The sequence below is a fragment of the Rhodococcus sp. YL-1 genome (genome assembly GCF_001942025.1).
GTDB classification, from domain to species: Bacteria; Actinomycetota; Actinomycetes; order Mycobacteriales; family Mycobacteriaceae; genus Rhodococcus_F; species Rhodococcus_F qingshengii.
In genome coordinates this window covers 1909143-1930703 of sequence record NZ_CP017299.1, presented here as the reverse complement: position 1 = coordinate 1930703, position 21561 = coordinate 1909143, and the positions used below count along the sequence as shown (strand labels likewise).

Below are 21561 nucleotides of genomic sequence, written 5' to 3'. Positions count from 1 at the left end.
AGCCTCTCTTCCACACCATTGCGCACCCGTGCGAGCCGAACGTCCGATTCGCAGCAGCTACCGACCTCATCCAACCTCGACGAGCCAGAACCACCCATTGTCTCCGATACATAGGTGACAAGAGAAATCCATACCCCGGTGTATCGACGGTTTTGTTGCAATTCGTTACAAATCGCCCAGCTCATCTACCCCCCGATCGCATTGCCGAAACGCACCGTTCAGACGCGGCGCGCGACACCTCTCCCCCTGGGACAATCAATTGCAACCGACGATCTACACCCCAATCCACATCAGTCACCTCGGACAATTTACAGGGCCGCCAGGTACTGGGTGTCTGAGCTCGAACAAGATTCGACAGTCGCTGATCGAGACTATCGGTACTCGCCGACAGACCGACGAAAGAACGCGCCGACCAGCGGTCGGCGCGTTCTTCGATTTACGGTACGAAGCTTCAGGAAAAGCCCACACCAGTCACACTCTTCAGGTGCTCGCTGCTGACCCCTGGAGCCAGCTCCACAAGCAGCAGCCCGTCCGCAGTGACGTCCAGCACTGCCAGGTCGGTGATGATCCGGTTGACGACGCTCTGACCGGTAAGCGGCAGCGTGCAGGCCTCGACGATCTTGGGATTGCCGTCGCGGTCGGTGTGCTCCATCACGACGATGACGCGGCGGGCACCGTGGACCAGGTCCATCGCCCCGCCCATGCCCTTGACCATCTTGCCCGGCACCATCCAGTTGGCAAGGTCACCGGTCTTCGATACCTGCATCCCGCCGAGCACCGCGGTGTCGATGTGACCACCGCGGATCATGCCGAAGGAGAGAGCCGAGTCGAAGAACGCGGCGCCTGAATTGACGGTGACGGTTTCTTTACCGGCATTGATGAGGTCAGCATCGACCTGATCATCGGTCGGATACGGTCCGGTACCGAGGATGCCGTTCTCGCTGTGGAGGACCACCTTGACGCCCTCGGGCAGGTAACTGGGGATCAGCGTCGGCAGGCCGATGCCGAGGTTGACGTACTCCCCCGGCCGCATCTCGGCGGCAGCGCGAGCGGCCATCTCGTGGCGAGTCCAACCGATACGGGTTTCCTCTGCACTGGTCACTTGGTGCCTCCTGAGACGGTCCGCTTCTCGATCCGCTTCTCCTGTGGGCCTGTGTGCACGACCCGCGCGACGAACACTCCAGGTAGGTGCACGTGCGCGGGGTCGATGTCGCCCGGCTCGACGAGGTTCTCCACCTGCGCGATGGTGATCCGGCCGGCCATGGCAGCAAGCGGGTTGAAGTTCATCGCCGTCTTGTTGAAGACGAGATTTCCTTCGGTGTCGCCGTAGTCCGCGTGCACGAGCGCGAAGTCAGCGGTGATCGCCTCTTCCAATACATACGTGCGGCCACCGAACACTGCCGTCGCCTTCGGTGGCGACGCCACGGCGATCGAACCGTCCGGGTTGTATCGCCACGGCAAGCCGCCCTCGGCGATCGGGGTGCCGACGCCGGCCGGAGTGTAGAACGCCGGGATGCCGGTACCGCCTGCTCGCAGCCGCTCGGCCAGCGTCCCCTGCGGCGTCAACTCCACTTCGAGCTCACCGGCGAGATACTGGCGCGCGAACTCCTTGTTCTCCCCCACGTACGACGCCGTCACCCTGGCGATCCGGTGCGCGCCGAGCAGAATGCCGAGACCGTAGTCGTCGACACCGCAGTTGTTGGAGAACACCTCGAGATCGGTGGCGTCGCCGTCGGCGATCGCCGCGATCAGTGCGTCGGGAATACCGCACAGCCCGAAGCCGCCCACTGCGAGCCTGGATCCGCTCGCGATGTCGGCAACTGCCTCAGCTGCCGTATTCACGACTTTGCTCATCCGTTAGTTCTCCTTCTGCTGAAAGATTCCGGCTCGGTGAAGAAGCTTCTCGGCGTGACGGAGAACGGGAGCGTCGACCATCTTGCCCTCGAACGCGAACACACCACGTTCAGTAGACACCGCGGCAAGCACTCGTGTGGCCCAGTCGATCTCTTTTTCCGAAGGTGCGAAGGCCCCGCGGATGACCTCGACCTGACTCGGATGGATCGCAACCTTCACGTCGAAGCCGACTGCGACGGCATCAGCGGACTCGACGCCCAGGCCGACGAGGTCCTTGATGTCGAGGTACACGGAATCGACAGCCAACCGGCCGTAGCTCTTCGCGGCCAGGAGAGACGTCGATCGGACGTGCTTGGCAACGTCGCGGTACGAACCGTTCGGGTGCCTGCTCGAGTTGCCGCCGAGACCGGCAACAAGATCCTCGGCTCCCCACATGACACCGATGGCGTTCGCAGCAAGCGCGATGTCGGCCACGGCGAGGGCTCCTCGCGGGGACTCGACGAGCGCAACCACGTCCGCCGGTGCGAGCGAGAGGACGTCCTCGGCCGATTCGCACTTGGACAGCATGAGACGCGAATAGTGTGTGCCGTCCAGCGCGATCAGATCGAGTTCGTGATCAGGCGTACCGACCGGATTGACGCGCACGACCGTCCGCTCCGGATCGAGAGGCGTGTCGATCAGGGCTGCACGTGCGGCTTCCTTGTCGGCCGGAGCCACACCGTCTTCGAGATCGAGGATCACGACGTCGGCAACAGCCGCGGCCTTCGCATAGCGCTCGGGACGATCCGCCGGGCAGAACAACCACGCCGGCCCCGGCGGTGTCCACGTCATGAGGACACCTCTGCCGGACGCAGTTGCACCAGTGTCTTGCGCGTGGCCAATGCGACGACGTCACCGTGCTGGTTACGCCCGGTGTGCACGAGCGTCACGATGCCTTCACCTGGACGGCTCTTCGACTCGCGCTTGTCCGCGATGAGCGTCTCGGCATACAAGGTGTCGCCGTGAAAGAGCGGCTTCGGGAAGCTGATCTCGGAGAAACCGAGGTTCGCCACGATGGTGCCCTGCGTCAACTGCGCGACGGACAGGCCGACGATGGTCGACAGGGTGAACATCGAATTGACCAGCCGCACACCGAATTGAGTGTCCTCGCTGTACGCGGCATCGAGATGCAACGCCTGCGTGTTCATGGTCAAAGTCGTGAACAGGACGTTGTCAGCCTCGGTCACCGTCCGGCCTGGGCGATGCTCGTAGATCGCGCCGACCTCGAACTCCTCGAACCAGAGCCCGCGCTGAGTGATCTTCTTGGGGTTCGTCACAGCCCTGCCTCACGAGCGATGAGCATCAACTGCACCTCGGTCGTTCCCTCACCAATTTCGAGGATCTTGCTGTCACGGTAGTGGCGCGCGACGGCGTACTCGTTCATGAAGCCGTATCCGCCGTGGATCTGCGTGGCGTCACGGGCGTTGTCCATGGCAGCTTCGGAGGAAATCAGCTTGGCGATAGAGGCCTGCTTCTTGAACGGCTTGCCCGACAACATGAGTGCGGCCGCGTCGTAGTACGCGGTACGTGCGACGTGGGCACGAGCCTCCATACGCGCGATCTTGAACGCGATGGCCTGGTTGTGTCCGATGGGGCGACCGAACGCCTCGCGTTCCTTGGCGTACTTGATCGACTCGTCGACGCAGCCCTGGGCGGCACCGACGCTCAACGCGGAAATAGCGATGCGGCCTTCGTCGAGGATGCGCAGGAAGTTCGCGTAGCCGCGGCCGCGCTCACCGAGCAGATTCTCTTCGGGGACACGAACATCGGCGAACGTGAGCGGATGGGTGTCGGATGCGTTCCAACCGACTTTGTTGTACGCCGGTTCGGCCGTGAAGCCGGGCGTCGTGGTCGGCACGAGGATCGTCGAGATCTCCTTCTTGCCGCCGTCCTTGACACCCGTGACCGCGGTGACCGTCACGAGCTTGGTGATGTCGGTGCCCGAGTTGGTGATGAACTGCTTGTTGCCGTTGATGATCCACTCACCGCTGTCGAACTTCGCGGTGGTCTTGGTTCCGCCGGCGTCGCTACCCGCACCGGGTTCGGTCAGGCCGAAGGCAGCCAACGACTTGCCGCTGGTGAGCTGCGGAAGCCACTCCTGCTTCTGTGCCTCGTTACCGAAACGGTAGATCGGCATGGCACCAAGGGACACACCAGCTTCGAGAGTGATCGCGACGCTCTGGTCGACCTTGCCCAGCTCTTCGAGCGCCAGGCAGAGTGCGAAGTAGTCGCCGCCCATTCCGCCGTACTCCTCGGGAAACGGCAGGCCGAACAGTCCCATGTCGGCCATCCCGGCCACTACCTCGTACGGGAAGGTGTGGTTGGCGTCGTGCTCGGCAGCAACCGGTGCCACTACGGTCTTCGCGAAATCCGCAACCGTCTTGGCGAGCTGCTGGTATTCGTCCGGAAGCGCTCCGGTGGCAAGGTAATCGGACATCAGGCGTCTTCCTTCTGCGTCGTGTTCTCGGTCTTTACTTCTGCAGTCTCTTCGTCCGCGACAGGTACCACGCGGGCCAGAACCTGATCCACCATCACCTGATCGCCCTGACGGACAAGCACTTCCACGATCCCGTCGATCGGGGACGTCAAGGAGTGCTCCATCTTCATGGCCTCGACCACGACGAGTGGTTGTCCCGCGCTCACTGCCGCGCCGTTCTCGACGTTGACTGCGATGACGGCACCGGGCATGGGGCTGGCGATTTCGGCGTCACCGGCATGCTTGTCCTCACCGCGAACGCTGACTTCGGCTACCTCGCGCACGTGCCAGGTTCCGCCGCCTGCCAGCCACAGACCGCCATCGGTCTGGGCGACGACAAACGTGCGTCGACGTCCGTCGATCACCACCGCCAGTTCGGATCCCGTCAGGGTCGCGCTGAATGCGCGAGGCTGTGAACCTTCGACCTCGACCTTTGCATCCGCGGGAACGCCGACGATCGCAACGTGCGCCGTTCGGGTGCCGGCGGAGAGCCTGATGCTGGTCGGAGCGGGAGTTCCGACGCGCCACCCACTCGGGACGTCCCAGGGATCAACGGATTCCGAAGTTGTCCACCGCGAGAGCCAGCGATACGCCGCGGCAGCAATGAGCACCTCGTCGGAGGCGTCGGCTGCGACAAAGTCTTCGACGCGACGATCGAGCAGACCGGTGTCGAGGTTGCCCGCGATCACATCCGGATCAGCGAGGAGGAACCGTGCGAATTCGATGTTGGTCACGACTCCGAGCACTGCGGTGTCACCGAGTGCGCGATCGAGCTTGCGCAGTGCGCCCGCGCGGTCGGGAGCGTGGGCGATGACCTTGCTGAGCATCGGGTCGTAGTCACTGCCGACGACGGTGCCCGCGAGCAGTCCGGAATCGACGCGCACGCCGGAACCTGACGGCTCGACCAGATCGACGACGCTGCCGCCGGTCGGCAGGAATCCACGGCCCGGATCCTCCGCGTACACACGAGCTTCGATGGCGTGCCCGGTCAGCGTGATGTCACTCTGGGAGAAGGCCAACTTCTCCCCTGCTGCCACACGGACCTGCCATTCGACCAGATCCAGTCCGGTCACCATTTCGGTGACGGGATGCTCGACCTGGAGGCGGGTGTTCATCTCCATGAAGAAGAACTCGTCCGGCTTGTCGGCGGAGACGATGAACTCCACGGTGCCGGCGCCGGTGTAATCGACGCTTCGAGCGGTGTTGCACGCTGCCGCGCCGATCCGGTCACGGGTCACCTGATCGAGCAGCGGCGAGGGAGCCTCTTCGATGACCTTCTGATGACGCCGCTGCAGGCTGCATTCGCGCTCACCGAGGTGAACGACGTTGCCGTGCTGGTCGGCGAGAACCTGGACCTCGATGTGCCGGGGCCGCAGGACGAATCGCTCGAGGAACAGGGTGTCGTCGCCGAACGACGACGCGGCCTCACGGCGGGCACTGCGAAGAGCCTCGGCCAGATTGGCCGGATCCTCGACCAGACGCATTCCCTTGCCGCCTCCGCCGGCCGAAGGCTTGACCAACACCGGGTAGCCGATGTCCTCGGCCGCTGCGATCAGTTCTTCGTCGGTCAGATTGGGGCGAGCGATACCCGGGACCACCGGCACGTCGAACGCGGCAACGGCGTTCTTCGCGGTGATCTTGTCACCCATCACCTCGATGGCGTGCTCGGAGGGGCCGAGGAAGGCGATTCCGGCAGCCGCACAGGCAGCCGAGAACGCCGAGTTCTCCGACAGGAAGCCGTAACCGGGGTGAATACCCTGAGCACCGGTGGACTTGGCAGCGTCGATGACCTTGTCGATGACGAGGTAGCTTTCACGCGCCGCGGCCGGTCCGATGTTGACGGCAGTGTCGGCCTCGCGGACGTGGCGAGCATTCGCGTCGGCGTCGCTGTAGACGGCGACGCTGCGAATTCCCAACTCACGCAACGTGCGGATCACGCGAACCGCGATCTCACCGCGGTTGGCCACGAGAACAGTATCGATAGTGCGCAACTCAGTCATTTCGCTCACATCCGGAAGACGCCGTAGGAGACCGGCTCGATCGGCGCGTTCGCGCACACCGAAAGGGCCAGGCCGAGAACAGTTCTGGTATCTGCAGGATCGATGACACCGTCATCCCACAGCCGCGCAGTGGAGTAGTACGGATTGCCCTGAGCCTCGTACTGCTCGCGGATCGGCGCCTTGAAGGATTCTTCGTCCTCGGCCGACCACGGATTACCCGCGCTGTCGAGCTGGTCACTACGAACCGTCGAGAGCACCGACGCGGCCTGCTCGCCGCCCATGACCGAGATGCGCGCGTTCGGCCACATCCACAGGAAGCGAGGTGAATACGCGCGTCCACACATGGAGTAGTTGCCGGCGCCGTACGAGCCGCCGATGACGACTGTCAGCTTGGGGACCCGTGCACACGCGACTGCCGTGACCATCTTGGCGCCGTGCTTGGCGATGCCGCCGGCCTCGTAGTCGCGTCCCACCATGAAGCCTGCGATGTTCTGCAGGAACAGCAGCGGCACACTGCGCTTGTCGCACAGTTCGATGAAATGTGCTCCCTTCATGGCGGATTCGCCGAAGAGCACGCCGTTGTTGGCGATGATGCCGACCGGGTGGCCCTCGATGTGGGCGAAACCGGTGACGAGCGTCTTGCCGTATTCAGCCTTGAACTCCTGGAACGCGCCACCGTCAACGAGCTTGGTGATGACCTCGTGCACGTCGTACGGAGTACGGGGATCAGTCGGAACGACGTCGTACAGCTCGCTCTGATCGGCGACGGGCGGAACCGTGGAGATGACGTCCCACGGGCGCTCGGAGCGGGGGCCGAGCGTGGCAATGATGTTGCGCACGATCCGAAGTGCGTCGCGGTCATCCTCGGCCAAGTGATCGGTGACGCCGGAAACCTTGGAGTGCAGGTCGCCGCCGCCGAGCTCTTCGGCCGTCACGATCTCACCGGTGGCAGCCTTCACGAGCGGCGGTCCGCCGAGGAAGATGGTGCCCTGGTTGCGGACGATCACTGCTTCGTCGCTCATCGCGGGCACGTAGGCGCCTCCCGCGGTGCATGAACCGAGAACTGCGGCGATCTGGGGAATCCCCTTGGCGCTCATGGTCGCCTGGTTGTAGAAGATCCGGCCGAAGTGCTCACGGTCCGGGAAGACCTCGTCCTGGCGCGGCAGGAAGGCGCCGCCGGAGTCGACGAGGTAGATGCAGGGAAGGTTGTTCTGCAGCGCAACTTCCTGCGCGCGCAGGTGCTTCTTCACCGTCATCGGGTAGTAGGTGCCGCCCTTGACCGTCGCGTCGTTGGCAACGATGACGCACTCGCGACCCGACACACGGCCGATACCGGTGATGACGCCGGCGCCCGGGCACTCGTCGTCGTACAGGCCGTTGGCCGCCAGTGGGGACAGCTCGAGGAACGGGCTGCCCTGGTCGAGCAGCGAGTCGACGCGATCTCGCGGCAGCAACTTCCCTCTGCTCACGTGACGCTCGCGAGAGCGCTGGTTGCCACCCAGCGCTGCTTGCGCCAGTTTCTTCTTCAGTTCGTCCACCAGAACGGTGTGATCGGACCGGTAGCCCGATCCTTGCGTGATTCCACTGGGAGTCATCCCGCCGCCTTCGCCATGAGTTAATGCTCGATAACTGAAACTAGATTAACTATGATTAACTGAGTTGTCCAGAACACAAGCGAAGAAAGATCGAGAGAATGACCTCTGAGCAGGTAGCAGCTCCGACGCGACGCGATCAGATGAAGGCCGACCGTCGACGTCAACTCTTGGACGCCGCCGCCCGGTTGATCGCCGAGCGCGGATTCGTGAGTGTGCGACTCGAAGACCTCGGCGCCGCCGTCGGCATCAGCGGCCCGGCCGTGTACCGGCATTTCCCCAACAAGGATGCCGTCCTCGTGGAACTTCTCGTCGGCATCAGCACGCGCCTGCACGAAGGCGGCTCTGCGGCAGCGGAGGCAGCGGACTCACCGAGCGCCGCACTCGACGCACTGGTGGAGTTCCACCTCGACTTCGCGCTCGGCGAGCCGGACCTGATCCGCATCCAGGACCGCGACCTCGAAAGCCTGCCGGCCGACGCGCGTCGACAGGTACGCCAGACGCAGCGCAAGTACGTCGAGGTCTGGGTCGGGGTGCTCGAGCAACTCGATCCCCAACTCGATCAGGCGGACGCACGAATCAAAGCGCATGCCACCTTCGGTCTGATCAACTCGACCCCTCACAGCGCCAACCCCGCTTCGCCGGCACGCGCGCGTCGCGTCCTGCGGGATATGACGCTCGCCGCACTGCGCACCCACTGAAACCGGACACGGCACAATCGGTGGCAGACTGGTTACACCAGCTAACAGATGAGGGTGCCGAACGTGGAAGACAGCAGTGGGGTCAGCAGGGCCGATTTCGCCGAACTGCGGACCGAGTTCTCCCGCTTCATGATGTTGTACCAATTCGGAATCTCCGAACTGATGACCAAGGTGAACATCCTCAAGGACGAGTTCACTCACATCAATCAGTACAGCCCCATCGAACACGTGACGTCACGGGTCAAGTCACCGGACAGCATCCTGCGTAAGGCTCAACGCCTGAACATCCCGCTCACGATCGACGACATCTCGAAGAACATCTTCGACATCGCTGGAGTACGTATCACCTGCAGCTTCATTTCCGACACGTACCGAATCGCCGAGATGCTCACCAGCCAGACGGACCTTCGGGTGATCGAGCGCGAGGACTACATCGCCGATCCGAAACCCAACGGCTACAAGAGCTTGCACTTGATCGTCGAGGTCCCGGTTTTCATGAGTGACCGCGTCAGGCACGTACCGATCGAACTTCAGATCCGCACGATCGCGATGGATTTCTGGGCGAGCCTCGAACACAAGATCTACTACAAGTACAACCGCGAGGTTCCCGTCGAACTCCTCGACGAACTCACCGAGGCAGCGGCCGCGGCACACCGCCTGGACGTCAAGATGGAACGACTCAACGACGAGTTCGCGAAAATCAAAGCGCTACCGCATCCTGACGACGAAATCCTCGAGCAGGATCTGCCGGCGCAGTTCCTCGAGGCGCTGCATCTTCAGCGACGGGCGCTCTGACTTCGGTCCCCCTCCCCTGAGCGAACGCGCCTTTCGGCGCATCTGAGGCGACGAAAGTGCCGTTTGCTCACAACTGGGGTCGGACAACTAGGGCAAACAAAAAGAAGTGCGCCCTCCCGAACTTCGGGAGGGCGCACTTCTCGAATTGGGTCGGCTTGCTATTTCTTGCCCGTGACGGCGCTGTAGCCGATCGAGAGCACGGCCGCCGCGGCGATGCTGATGATCCAGCGGATCCAGTCGATTCCACCCGTGTCGCCCTTGTCCGAGATCGCTCCCCAGACCCAGTACCCGATAAGCGCTCCGGCGATACCCAGCACGACGGTCACGATCATGCCGTACTGCTGCTTACCTGGCAGTACGAGACGAGCCAGGATTCCGATGACTGCGCCGAAAATGATGGTTCCGATAATTTGCCCCATGACAGCCCCTCTCACACGTCGTGCATGCACGCGGACGGAAGATCACCGCTCAGGGAAACAATAACCACAGTCACACACAACTGTCGCTTGTTGACCGAATTGTTGTCCGAGATGCAACCTCGACGCGTTACATCCACGACATTCGCGAGTTATTTTTTCGCAATCAAGCGGACCTACCGTTCCCATCCATGCCAACTTCCGTAAAACTGCCGAACAGCGAGCTCGCGCGACTCGCCAACAAGCCGCCCTGGTACCGATCACTGTTCGTGCAATTGATCGCCGCTATCGTCATCGGTGTTCTCATCGGCTGGTTGTGGCCGGAATTCGGCGCGAACCTCAAGCCCCTCGCCGACGGATTCATCAAGCTGATCAAAATGCTGATCGCGCCGATCATCTTCTGCACCGTTGTGATCGGGATCGCCCACGTCGGGGATCTGAAGGCCGTGGGGCGTATCGGCGTCAAAGCACTCATCTACTTCGAGGTCGTGACCACCTTCGCCCTGTTGTTCGGGCTGCTCATCGGAAATCTGATGAAGCCGGGTGCGGGATTCGACATCGATCCGGAGACGCTGGCGAACGGTGCGGACGCCGTGGCCGCCAAGACCGGAAGTGGCGAACTTCCCCACACCGTCGAATTCCTGCTCAATATCATTCCGGTGTCGATAGTTTCGGCCTTCGCCGAGAACGCACTCCTCCAAGTCCTCTTCTTCGCCGTACTGTTCGGGCTCGCATTGGCCAAGGCGGGTGAGAGTGGACCACCGATCGTGTTCGAACTCGTCGATCGTCTGAGCCATCTGTTCTTCACGATCATCGGCTGGATCATGAGACTGGCGCCGTTGGGCGCTTTGGGCGCGATGGCGTACATCGTCGGTCAGTACGGGATCGCTTCGCTCGGAAGTTACGGAAAGCTGATCGCCGCATGCTATCTCGCCGCCGTCCTGTTCATCCTCATCCTGGCCGCGATAGTCAGGTACTTCGCGGGCGTGAACCTGTGGAAATTCGTCAAGTACATCAAGGACGAACTCTTCCTCGCTTTGGGAACGGCGTCGACCGAAGTAGTTCTGCCCCGAATCATGGTCAAGCTCACCAACGCCGGATGCTCGCGCACTACAACAGGATTGGTGGTGCCTACCGGCTACTCGTTCAATCTCGACGGCGCGACGCTGTACCTGTCGATCTGCATGCTGTTTCTGGCGCAGGCACTCGGCGTGGACCTGACACTCGGTGAACAGATCACTGCCGTCCTGGTTCTGATGCTCACCTCAAAGGGAATGGCCGGCGTGCCGGGATCGTCATTCCTGGCACTGTCCGCCACCGTGGCCGCAATCGGTCACGGCGCAATTCCGGTTGCCGCAGTCGCACTCCTACTGGGCGCGGATCGAATCATGGATTCGATGCGGGTGTCGGTGAACCTGCTCGGGAACTGTGTCGCAACCTTCGTGGTCGCCAATTGGGAGGGGCAGCTCGACGAGGAGCGCATGCGCCGAGTGCTCGACGGAGAAGACGTTCCACCGCTCGAGGAAGTCGATCCGATCACCGGGAAAACTGTTCCGGCACCCGAAGCCGAGGGCGCCGTGCCCCGTTGAGGAGATGGTGACCACCGGCTGCGCGTCGGAATCGGTGCTGAAGGTTCGCGGGGACGTACTTGACCGGAATACTCCGACCAGCACGCCCGAACGCAAATATTTGCAGGGGGTGGCGAGCTTGCCGACTAAGGACTGGTGAATTCACAGATATTCCACGTGCGCTGGGCTAACTCGGCACCAGGGAAAGCATCCTCCACTATCTCAACATTGCTACGCGGTTGCCATTGTTCAGATCCGAAGATCAGCGAACTGCCAGCATTATGTTTGCCGAAAATAGAAGGACTAAAGTCCACTGTTCAGCCGACAAACAGACTCAAGTGAGCAAAGAATCAAACATTGCGAAAACCATTCTTCCGAACACAGAAACGCGCATCTAGCTGCACTTATGTCGACTCCTCGACGGAGTGGGCATTTGCAAAAATGACCGAAATCTCACCACTCCAAATTGCCGAAACGGACACCCATTGCTATCGTAACCTTTGCGAAGGACTGGACTAATTGCCCAGCAAAGGAGCCAAGTGACCGAGTCCATGCAAGAAATTGAACACTTGTCCACTAATCGACTCTCCGTGGTTGTTCCAGTATTCAACGAAGAAAACTCCCTTTCGAACTGCATCGAGCGCTTACTGATCCAGTCCGAAATCGACGAGATTCTGGTCGTCGACAACAACTCGACGGACAGCACCGCATCGATCATTCACAAGTTCGCCGAGAAGCACGACCGAGTGAGATATGTCTTCGAGGCCCGGCAAGGCGTCGTTCATGCGCGGAACGCCGGCTTCGACGCCTCGACCGGCAACATCATCGGTCGGATCGACGCAGACACGCGGGTCCAACCGGGATGGGCCCGTGCGGTCAAAGGTTTCTTCCAGCGCAGCACTGCGCATTCAGCGGTCGCCGGACTCACCTATCTCTTCGAATCGCCGTTTGCTCGAATCCACCGTTTCGCACTGGACCGTCAGGTCAAGCAGGGAAAGTTCGATTGCGAACGTCAGGTACTTGCTGTCGCCGGAGCAAACATGGCGATCAGAAAAAGCGCATGGCTGGCCGTCCGCGAGCGAGTCAGCGACCGGCCGGACATCCACGAAGATATCGACCTTTCACTGTGCCTTCGGAAGGAAGGGATGACGATCGGTCAGATCGCCGACATGCGAGCAGAAACGTCCGGTCGACGCGGTGAAACCCCTCCGTTGGAGTACCTGAAGTACAACCAGGCATCCGAATCGGTTTTGCACCTTCACAACATCATGAATTGGCGCCTCAAACTGACAATCTGGGGCGACTCGATACTCCACGCGCTCGTGTGGCCCGTTTACCGCCTCTACAACTTCGAGCAGGAGCGACTGGAGTTCAGGCGATTGTTTGGCAGATCGCAAGGTCGAATCATGCCGGTTCACCAGTAGCCCATCGATTTCGATACTCACCGCAGATTCGAAGTGATAGTGCAGAATACGGTCTCGTAGCTGATCCACACGATCGTTCGCCGACAACTGGTCGAGGTATACCGATGCCCGGTCACCATCGACGACAATTCGGCCGCGAGGGCGAGGTCGACAACCTCTTCGACGATCACCCGTCGCATTGCGCCATTGATCAGTGGAATCTTGAATACCTTACCGACGGCGGTTGGCAACTCGACGACGAGCTCATGCGCCGAGTACACGGGGGCGAAGACGTTCCATCGCTCGGGGAAGTCGATCCGCACGGGAAGGCCGTTCGGCATAGTTCGATCTGAATCTCGCAGTAAACCTACGCCGAGGCCAAACAGTCGGGCAGTCCGTCTCATCAAGTCATCCACCACGGTATGGAATGCGTGAGATACGGCATAAGTTCTGGCACTCGAACGGCGGCCCGCACATCGACCGACAGCCGGCGCCGCCACAGCCCTCTTATCGATCAGATATCCCGCTACCTGCAATTTTACAAACGCGAATCTCAACAAAAAGAACAAATCGTGCACCAGTAGCCATGCGGCCGTTTCGGCATGGCCTACCTACCCGAGTGCCACGATTTTGAGGGTGAAAAATTGATTGATACCGTTATTTTGTGAAGATTCGCCCAAACCGTAAACCTCAGGAACGATTGTGAAGTCCCCAAAGCAATCGACTGAGAAGCCTAACCGAAATCAATTGTCGGTCGTTGTACCTGTGTTTAACGAAGAGGCAGGAATCGCGGACTGCATTGACCGTCTGCTCGCCCAAGGTGACACAATCGACGAAATCTTGATAGTCGACAACAACTCCACAGACCGAACTGCCTCGATAATAGAACGCTACGCAGGGTCACACGAAAAAGTTCGATATATCTTCGAGTCACGCCAAGGTGTTGTGCATGCCCGAAATGCGGGTTTTGACGCGTCTTCTTGTGAACTGGTCGGCCGAATCGACGCCGACACCCGGGTCCAGACCGGATGGGCGGCCGCGATTTGCGAATTCCTCGGCCCCGACTCCACCCACTGCGCCGTTGCGGGCGTCACATACCTCTTCGAATCCCCTTTCTCGCGCGTCCACCGGTTCGTACTTGACCGACAAATTCGACGTGGAAAGTTCAATCATGATCGCCGAGTGCTAGCTGCTACCGGAGCGAACATGGCTGTGAAGAGATCTGCGTGGCTAGAAGTGCGGAAGAATTTGAGCGAGCGCACTGACATTCACGAAGACATGGATCTCTCGATATGTCTCCAGAAGATCGGGTTGACAATCGGACAGTGCGACTCCATGCGCGTCGAAACATCGGGGAGGCGGGGAGAAACACCTCCGCGCGAATACTCGAAGTACAACCGCGCTTCTGAATCGGTCCTTCGACTCCACAACATCATGAATTGGCGCTTCAAGTTCCTGATCCGGCTGGACACAGTGGTCCACGCCTTGGCATGGCCGATATACCGTGCATACAATTTCGAGCAGGAGCGTTTTGAGTTCAGACGCTTGTTCGGCAAATCGCAAGGACGAATCATGCCGGTCAACCAGTAGCCAATCCAGCCTCGCTATTCACTACAGGTGCGAAGTGACAGTGCAGCAGAGAGCCCCTCGTTGCTGATGCGCACAAAAGTCCGCCGTGTCCTCCACGAGGTACACCGAAACCCGCTCATCGATGACCGTTCGGGCCGCTGACCGCCGAGTACCGAGCGCTTATCCGAGTGTATTAACGGACATGCACCACACCGGATCTCACGACACCTTCAACGCCGTGATGCGGTCTTCACTGGAACGCAACAGCACCTTCTCCCCCGCCCACAGCTCGCGCGGCATCACCCAAGGCGTGAACTCGTCGTCCCCGTCCTGGTCCACCCGAATCTCCCAACTACGTTGGCCTGTACGGACATCCGTTCCGTAGACGTTTCCCTCGTCGATAACGACATCGCCGTGCCAGACAACCTCCCCGGCGCGCTCGGCGTTCGATCGCCACAGGACCTCACCGGTGAAGAGGTCCACGAACTGGACCTCGGGCTCGGAACCAGAACGGGTCACGGCAACCACGTTGCCGATCACCGCCAACGACTGTGCGGTGTCGAAGAGTTCACTGTTGGACCACAATTTCTCGCCGGAAGTCCGGTCGAAACCGCTGTGTCCCAGAATGATCGGAGTCGATCCTCCTGCGGGATTATCTCGGCTGTATCGCCCGCCGTAGTACGAGGACGCCGAGGGCAGTTCGTCTGTCCTGGCGAACTCGCGCCCGTTCTGATCGAGCGCGTACTCACTTGTCGGCCGGCCGTTCCCTTCGCAACCGCCGTCCGACACCAATGTCACGCCGTCCGACGATGTGTGCGCGGTCGAGCAGGTGGAGTAACCGTGCACCCAGCGCTGTTCGCCCGTCTTCAGATCGAATCCCAGAGACTCGTCGAGAGTGATCACGCCCAGATCGCCGTGCACCGACATCACCGGATCGACGTATCCGGCTTCCCACGATCCACCGACGTCGAACGCTTTGGACCAGTTCGCTTCCGGATCGTCGACGGTTCCGCTGTGCACGCGAACGTCGTTGCTCTCGATATCACCCTCGAGCGCGAGGACCGTGTCACCCGAGACAACCGCGATGATCGGTGCCCACGGCGTCTTGATGTCTCGACGCTCTCCTGTCTCGATGTCGAAAAGTGAGTACGAACCACCGGATACGTACGGCCCGGAGAAACACAGCACCGAACTGCCGAGCAGAGTCTCGGAGCAACCACCGACGTCGACCGCCGACGTGCGCCAACGGACAGTGCCGTTGTCGGCATCGAGTGCGACCAATTCCGCGTCGTCCAACGAGTATGCCTGGCGGTCCGGCATACCGATCATCGTGACCACGAGTGATCCGGCGTCGATGAATCCGCCCATGTCCATGTTGAATTCGGTTCCAACAAGCGGGCTCCGGAAGATCGCGAACTCGCGCCCGAGAATCTCGGAGGCCTCGACGCTCCATAGCTGCGACGAGATCGCTGTCGGGTCGGAACTCGTCGACGTGACCACCGTGGCGATGGCGGCAGTGACGGTGACTACGGCTGCGGCGGCCGCGATCCGAAGTCGCGATTTCGGGGAGAATCTGGTGCTCATCGAATCTCCAAGCCTTCGGTCGTCGCGAGAAACTCCAACTGCTCGAACGTCATCGGCACGTTCGGGATCGCAGCCGACGACGAAACCGAGACTTGGGTCCCATTCGGGCGGCTGACGACCACCGACCTACTCGTTTCCTGCGTCGATTCTGCTTTCGAGCCGTCATTTGTCATGGGTACGGTCGAGTAATCCCGTTCGTCTCGCTCGATCACGGATCCATCCGGTCGCGTCACGAACTCCAAGGGGTGCCCGTAGTAGGAGGGGTCGTATTTGTTGGCCTCCTTGGGGAGTGGTTGTCCGCCGGTAATTGTCATGTTGAGCGTCGATTCGCTGTCTCCCGTCCGGGTGAGAAGTCTCTGACATGCAGTGGACTTGTCATTCTCCGCCACCGTCAGAGTGCCCGGTCCGGTATCGAGAATCGGAAAACCCGGAGGTACAGCGCGCCATCTGACTTCGAGTACCGCGTTGAGACGTTCGATCGTCGCGCGATCGAGTTCGGCCACGTCGTTAGAGTCTCGGGGGATCCCGTGGCACCCGGGCGAAAGCGGTGCCGTACCCGGCGGAGCAGGCGTCGTGATTCGCAGTTGCGGCAGGCTGACCAAGGACACCAGTTCGTCGATGGTCAGTGGAAGCGCGCCGCTTGCCTGAACCTCGGCGCCGACTCGATCGGCAGTGTCATCGAGATAGGCGTGAACTCGTGTGCCATCGATGCCGTAAAGGAACGCCGAACGAGAGAGAGTGCGTTGTCCGTTGATTTCACTCCACGAGTCCTGCACGTCCACAACTGAACCATCCGCGAGTGAGCGACGTTCGACGAGAGAACCGGCAATGCACGGAGGAACCGGCGCCTTACTGCTGTTGACCGAGACCGACAGTCCACCACTGGCCTCGCCTCGAAGTATTGTCGCCGACGCATCAGTGGACGCCAGATCCTCGATCGTCCATCCCTCGGGCAACTCGTCCGAGGTCGACGGTGCCGAGATCGGACCGAACTGGAGTGATCGGCTCGGACTGGCGAACTTGATCTCGACGCCGTCCGGAATCGCATCGGCGACCGCATCCGACATCGATACAGCCTTGGCGCCGGAAAACCACGGAAAACGTGGGTCGTCGTACGCGTCGTCGCCGCCGCCTGTCGATGTGAAGATCGAGATTCCGTGGTCGTCGTCCGGCGCTTCGACACTCTCACAACCCGGAATAGTGGTCGGGTACACCGCGCTCGGCGTGACGTACGAGAATTCAGGCACGTCTTCCGCCGGAATCTCGTCCGGTGTGGATGTCATGCTGATCGACGAAGTCGCAGCTACCGAGATGTCATCGGACGGCGAACTGCTCCACCGATCCACCAGCCCGGCAACCACTGTCCCACCGGCGATCAGGGAGACGACCGTCAGCGCGAAGGTCCACTTCTCGGCCCGCTTCAAATCGGTTTGCTCCTTCGACACGTACCCTCGCAGTCACCGTCACGGCCCGCTCCCGATGCGCGTCGCCTCTGGATGTCCTGTCGCGATCACAGCGATTTCTGTTACCAACCGGATGGTTTCCTATCGCACGAGCGCCGTATGAACACAGAAGGACGGGGTGCCAGTTGCTGTGCAACCGGCACCCCGTCCTGACGACCTGAGTGCTTACACCCTCACAGGCACCTGATTCGGGTCTGGATCGGAATTCGGATCCTGCTCGATCGGAATCCGTCGAATCGCTTCACCCTCGATGTCGACGTTCGGCAGGATCTTGTCGAGCCACGCCGGCAACTTCCACGCCGAATCACCGAGAATCGACATGACCGCAGGGATCACGATCATGCGGATGATGAAGGCGTCGAAGAAGACTGCAGCCGCGAGGCCGAAGCCCATCATCTTGCTTGTCGTCTCCGAGGACAGCATGAATGCGCCGAACACGGAGATCATGATGATGGCCGCCGACGCGACCACGCGAGCACCATGGGTGTAGCCGGATATGATGGCGTCCTTGGCCGACAATCCGTGCACGTATTCCTCGCGCATTCGCGTCACGAGGAACACTTGATAGTCCATCGCCAACCCGAAGACCACACCGATCATGAAGATCGGCAGGAACGAGATGATGGGTTGTGTGTGCTCGATCAGCCCGAAGTCGCCCTCCTGGAAGATGGCCACCGTGGCGCCGAAGGTCGCACAGACGGAAAACAGGAATCCGAGAGTTGCGGTCAGCGGCACCAGGATCGAGCGGAAGACGACCATCATGATGATGAACGCCAGCCCCACAACCACGATGAGATACGGGATGAGCGCGGAACTGAGCTTCGACGACATGTCGGCAACGATCGCGGTTTGCCCCGCTACACCGAGTTCTGCGCCTTCCGATTTCACCGTCGATCCGTAATTCCGGATCTGATTCATCAGCTCGTGGGTTTCGGGGCCGCTCGGTGACATCTGCGGGGTGACCGCGATCAGCGCAGAGTTGGCGCCCGCCATCGGGTTTGCCGCGTCGGGTCCGTTTCCGACCCACATCAACTGATCCGGAGTTGCGACGTTGTCGAGGCCCTTGATGTGCGCGACAGTGCCTTCGGCAATCGCGGTGATGTCGGTGCCGTCAGGCGCGTCGAGCACGACGAACAATTCGCCATTGACGCCTTCACCGAACCCACGTTGCAGCAGGGCAAGTGCCGGCCGCTCTTCGTCCTGAGTGAACGAGAGTCCGAGTTCGAGCTTCGTCATCGGAATAGCCGCGATCACCAGAAGCACCAGCGCAGCACCCGCGATCGGCCACGGGTACTTGGTGACTATCTTGGCCCAGCGATGTCCGTTGGATTCCATCGTCTCGGGCTCGTCACCGTGGCGCAGCCCGGGGATACGAGGCGAGAACGCGAATCGGCCGAAGATACCCAGAACCGCTGGGATCAATGTGATTGCGCCGAGCACAGCGATGATGACGGCAACCGCTGCCGAGATTCCCATCTGCGTGATCATCGGAACCCCGACCACCGCCAGGGCCGCCAGCGCAACCACCACTGTCAGGCCTGCGAATACGACAGACGAACCGGCAGTACCTACTGCGCGTCCGGCGGCGGCTTCCCTGGTTCCGCCCAGGTTGAGCTCACTGCGGTAGCGCGACACGATGAACAACGCGTAGTCGATCGAGACTGCGATGCCGATCATCGTGACGATTCCCGTGACGCCTTCGTTGATGTCGAAGAAGCCCGAGCCGAGGGTGACAGTCAGAGTGGCCAGCGCAATTCCCAGAATTGCAGTGAACAACGGGATGAACGCCGCGATGAGTGCACCGAACGCCACGATCATCACGATGAACGCCACCGCGAAGCCGAGCATCTCCGACAGACCGCCCGCGGCCTGCACCTGCATCATCGAGCCGGTTCCTTCGACTTGCAAGCCGCCGGTGCGGAACTTTGCCATCAAGTCGAGGAACGCGGTCTTGTTGGCCTGCGTCTGATCCTCGATGCGAATCGACTGATTGAGCTGGATCAGCCCGACCTTGCCGTTGTCGCCGAGAACGGCCGACGCCACCGCTGGATTGGCCTCCGCGAGGGTGACCGGATTGACGATCTTCTCGGGATCGACGATGTCCGGCAACGTCTTCGCCTGCGCGATCAACTGATCGATCTGATCGCTGTGCGCGGCAAGCCCGTCGTCTGCCGCGATGAGAATACTGGTCGACGCCTGAGTTTGCTGCTCCGCTGCAGCTGCAAAGTTTTCGTTCATCAACTCGGTCGCACGCTGTGAATCGGTGCCCGGAAGGTTGAATTCTTTGGAGAACGTCGGATTTGTGGCGCTGATAGCGCCCCCCACCACCGCAATCACGATAATCCACGCGGCCACCACAAGATACTTGTGGCGGAAAGCGAACTTCCCCAACCTGTAAAGATACGTAGCCAACGTAGGCCTCTCTCGCCGTGGACTGGTCTGTCCGAAGAACACGGAGTCTTTCGGTGCCAAGGTCATACGGTACGGACCGACCGGCTCGTTGGCACCTGGTATATCTGCGAAAACGGCATATCCGGCGCGCTCTCCGTCTCCTTTTCAGACCGCTCGGTACCGTGGACACGACACGGGCAGGCGCCTCACCAGAGCAGACGTCGCGTAGTACGAAAGGCAATCCCATGAATCACGGCCAGGCCGTCGATCGCGATCTCCTCCTTGCAGGCCAACAGCGACTCGACGCGCGAGGGCCACGATTGACGGGATCACCTTCACACCACGCGGTGGTGGAGGAAGTCGCGAACGAACTGACCGAACTGGGTCTCGAAGTCCGGCGTGATTCACACACTTTCGAACGCTGGGATCTACCGGCAACGTCTGACGGACTTCGCATCGAATTGCCGACGGGACCGATCAGAGTTTCGTCCGCATTCCCCTACTCCGGATTGACCGGGCCACAGGGAATCTCCGCTCCCCTGGTCTACGTCAGCGCGCGACGCCCCAAGTGGTCGGCGGCCAAGGGCGCGATCGCAGTGATCGAGGTCCCGCACATCGATCTCCCCCGCAAGCTACTGGTCAGCGAGTGGGGCCCGATCGCCACCGACGAGACACTTCGAAATCCGGTTCTCTCCGCAACACTTCTGGGCCCGAAGCTCGACAAGGCCCGCAAGGCCGGTGTCCTCGGCGTGATCGCGGTGTGGCGTGACATCGCTCCGGACAACGCACTGGGACAATATCTTCCGTTCACGCAGCCATATCACGACATCCCCGCCGTCTGGGTGGCCGGCGACGAGGGCGCGAAGGTTGTCGCTGCAGCTCGCTCCGGTCAGCTGGCGACTCTGGTACTGGATGCGACTCTGCATCCGGACACCCGGACCGACACGGTGTGGGCGGTGTCCCCCGGAACCTCACCCGAAGAGACGATTCTGCTCATCACTCACAGCGACGGAACCAACGGTGTCGAGGAGAACGGCCATCTGGGAATGTTGGCGTTGGCGCGGCACGCCGTGGCGCAGCCGCATCGACGGTCGTACGTTTTTGTCCTGACGACTGGCCACCTTCGTATTCCAGCGGTGTCCAAGCACGGACAGGCAACGTCCACCTGGCTCGAAGCACACCCCGAGATGTGGAAGGGCGAAGCCGGTCAGGCGCGCGCCGTAGCGGGGATCGCCATCGAGCACCTCGGCGCACTGGGTGATACCGAGGACAACTCGACCGGCGGCTATGCCTTGGAGACCACTCCGGAACCGGAACTGCTCTACGCGACGAGTCGGGAAGTGCACGACATCGTTGCACCGCTGTGGCGCGACATTGGAGCGGGCGATCGCCGAATCGTGGCGCCAGGACCGGTCATTCATTTCGGTGAGGGCGAACCACTGTTCGAGCGGAAGATCCCGGCGGTCGCCTTGGTGACGGCGCCGCAGTACCTGCTCGCTCTGCGCGAAGCCGACGCCGTCACGCACGTCGACCTGGACGCGATGATCAAGCAGATCGAAAGCTTTCGGGATCTGCTCGACGCCTTCGACGCAACCGACACCGCGGCTTTCGGTCCGGTGGTCTCGCGCTCGGTGTTCGCGAAGTTCTCGGCGCTACTTCAGTTGATGCAGATTTTGTCGAAAGCCAAGAAATAGTGCTGTGCGCCTTTAT

18 protein-coding genes are annotated in these 21561 nt (G+C 61.1%); 6 read left to right on the top strand and 12 right to left on the bottom strand.

Annotated features, from left to right (window positions below; genetic code table 11):
• Window positions 1-451: 451 nt before the first annotated feature.
• Genes BH682_RS09165 through BH682_RS09135 form a run of 7 tightly spaced genes read right to left on the bottom strand, consistent with a single transcriptional unit; the run spans window position 452 to window position 7964 of the window.
• Window positions 452-1057, bottom strand: coding sequence for a 3-oxoacid CoA-transferase subunit B (locus tag BH682_RS09165; protein ID WP_190287658.1), 606 nt, complete (start codon window positions 1055-1057; stop codon window positions 452-454).
• A gap of 41 nt (window positions 1058-1098) precedes the next feature.
• Complete coding sequence (locus tag BH682_RS09160; RefSeq protein ID WP_007730192.1) at window positions 1099-1854, bottom strand: CoA transferase subunit A; 756 nt, start codon at window positions 1852-1854, stop codon at window positions 1099-1101.
• Between the two features lie 3 nt (window positions 1855-1857).
• The gene (locus BH682_RS09155; protein WP_003942031.1) at window positions 1858-2685 is read right to left on the bottom strand and encodes an HpcH/HpaI aldolase/citrate lyase family protein; all 828 of its coding nucleotides are present in this window, start codon (window positions 2683-2685) and stop codon (window positions 1858-1860) included.
• A complete protein-coding gene (locus tag BH682_RS09150) occupies window positions 2682-3170 on the bottom strand; it encodes a MaoC family dehydratase (RefSeq protein ID WP_003942078.1) in 489 nt (162 codons plus the stop codon). The genes BH682_RS09155 and BH682_RS09150 overlap by 4 nt, the downstream gene beginning before the upstream one ends.
• Window positions 3167-4330, bottom strand: coding sequence for an acyl-CoA dehydrogenase family protein (locus BH682_RS09145; protein ID WP_007730190.1), 1164 nt, complete (start codon window positions 4328-4330; stop codon window positions 3167-3169). The genes BH682_RS09150 and BH682_RS09145 overlap by 4 nt, the downstream gene beginning before the upstream one ends.
• A complete protein-coding gene (locus BH682_RS09140; protein WP_042453639.1) occupies window positions 4330-6369 on the bottom strand; it encodes an acetyl-CoA carboxylase biotin carboxylase subunit in 2040 nt (679 codons plus the stop codon). Before BH682_RS09140 ends, BH682_RS09145 begins: the two co-directional genes overlap by 1 nt.
• A gap of 5 nt (window positions 6370-6374) precedes the next feature.
• Window positions 6375-7964 carry a carboxyl transferase domain-containing protein gene (locus tag BH682_RS09135; RefSeq protein ID WP_075832720.1) on the bottom strand — a complete coding sequence of 530 codons (1590 nt, stop codon included), beginning with the start codon at window positions 7962-7964 and terminating at the stop codon, window positions 6375-6377.
• 98 nt (window positions 7965-8062) lie between these two features.
• Here BH682_RS09135 and BH682_RS09130 point away from each other — a divergent pair, with 98 nt between their 5' ends.
• Window positions 8063-8662, top strand: coding sequence for an SACE_7040 family transcriptional regulator (locus BH682_RS09130; RefSeq protein WP_003941968.1), 600 nt, complete (start codon window positions 8063-8065; stop codon window positions 8660-8662).
• Window positions 8663-8710: 48 nt separating this feature from the next.
• The gene (locus BH682_RS09125; protein ID WP_019744227.1) at window positions 8711-9457 is read left to right on the top strand and encodes a GTP pyrophosphokinase; all 747 of its coding nucleotides are present in this window, start codon (window positions 8711-8713) and stop codon (window positions 9455-9457) included.
• A 158-nt stretch (window positions 9458-9615) separates the two neighbouring features.
• Here BH682_RS09125 and BH682_RS09120 read toward each other — a convergent pair whose 3' ends face one another.
• Window positions 9616-9876: a GlsB/YeaQ/YmgE family stress response membrane protein gene (locus BH682_RS09120; RefSeq protein ID WP_003942027.1), complete on the bottom strand. Its 261-nt coding sequence runs from the start codon at window positions 9874-9876 to the stop codon at window positions 9616-9618.
• Window positions 9877-10064: 188 nt separating this feature from the next.
• On the opposite strand from BH682_RS09120, the gene dctA reads away from it, so the two are divergent.
• On the top strand, window positions 10065-11462 hold the full coding sequence (gene dctA / locus BH682_RS09115) for a C4-dicarboxylate transporter DctA (RefSeq protein ID WP_075832718.1): 1398 nt from the start codon (window positions 10065-10067) through the stop codon (window positions 11460-11462).
• Window positions 11463-12031: 569 nt separating this feature from the next.
• Window positions 12032-12865 (top strand): glycosyltransferase, encoded by an 834-nt coding sequence (locus BH682_RS09110; protein WP_232354235.1) that lies wholly within the window; start codon window positions 12032-12034, stop codon window positions 12863-12865.
• A 17-nt stretch (window positions 12866-12882) separates the two neighbouring features.
• Here the strand turns inward: BH682_RS09110 and BH682_RS09105 are convergent, their stop codons facing one another.
• Window positions 12883-13185, bottom strand: coding sequence for a hypothetical protein (locus BH682_RS09105; protein ID WP_054186885.1), 303 nt, complete (start codon window positions 13183-13185; stop codon window positions 12883-12885).
• A gap of 361 nt (window positions 13186-13546) precedes the next feature.
• On the opposite strand from BH682_RS09105, the gene BH682_RS09100 reads away from it, so the two are divergent.
• The gene (locus BH682_RS09100; RefSeq protein WP_075832714.1) at window positions 13547-14434 is read left to right on the top strand and encodes a glycosyltransferase; all 888 of its coding nucleotides are present in this window, start codon (window positions 13547-13549) and stop codon (window positions 14432-14434) included.
• A gap of 198 nt (window positions 14435-14632) precedes the next feature.
• On the opposite strand, the gene BH682_RS09095 is transcribed toward BH682_RS09100, so the two are convergent.
• The 3 genes from BH682_RS09095 to BH682_RS09085 all read right to left on the bottom strand — a co-directional run bounded on the left by BH682_RS09095 (window position 14633) and on the right by BH682_RS09085 (window position 19872).
• Entirely contained in the window at window positions 14633-15997 is a 1365-nt protein-coding gene (locus BH682_RS09095; RefSeq protein ID WP_075832712.1) for an outer membrane protein assembly factor BamB family protein, read from the bottom strand.
• Window positions 15994-17442, bottom strand: coding sequence for a hypothetical protein (locus BH682_RS09090; RefSeq protein WP_075832710.1), 1449 nt, complete (start codon window positions 17440-17442; stop codon window positions 15994-15996). Before BH682_RS09090 ends, BH682_RS09095 begins: the two co-directional genes overlap by 4 nt.
• Window positions 17443-17625: 183 nt before the next feature.
• A complete protein-coding gene (locus BH682_RS09085; RefSeq protein WP_039973144.1) occupies window positions 17626-19872 on the bottom strand; it encodes an MMPL family transporter in 2247 nt (748 codons plus the stop codon).
• Between the two features lie 224 nt (window positions 19873-20096).
• On the opposite strand from BH682_RS09085, the gene BH682_RS09080 reads away from it, so the two are divergent.
• Complete coding sequence (locus BH682_RS09080) at window positions 20097-21545, top strand: hypothetical protein (protein WP_065455891.1); 1449 nt, start codon at window positions 20097-20099, stop codon at window positions 21543-21545.
• Window positions 21546-21561: the final 16 nt, after the last annotated feature.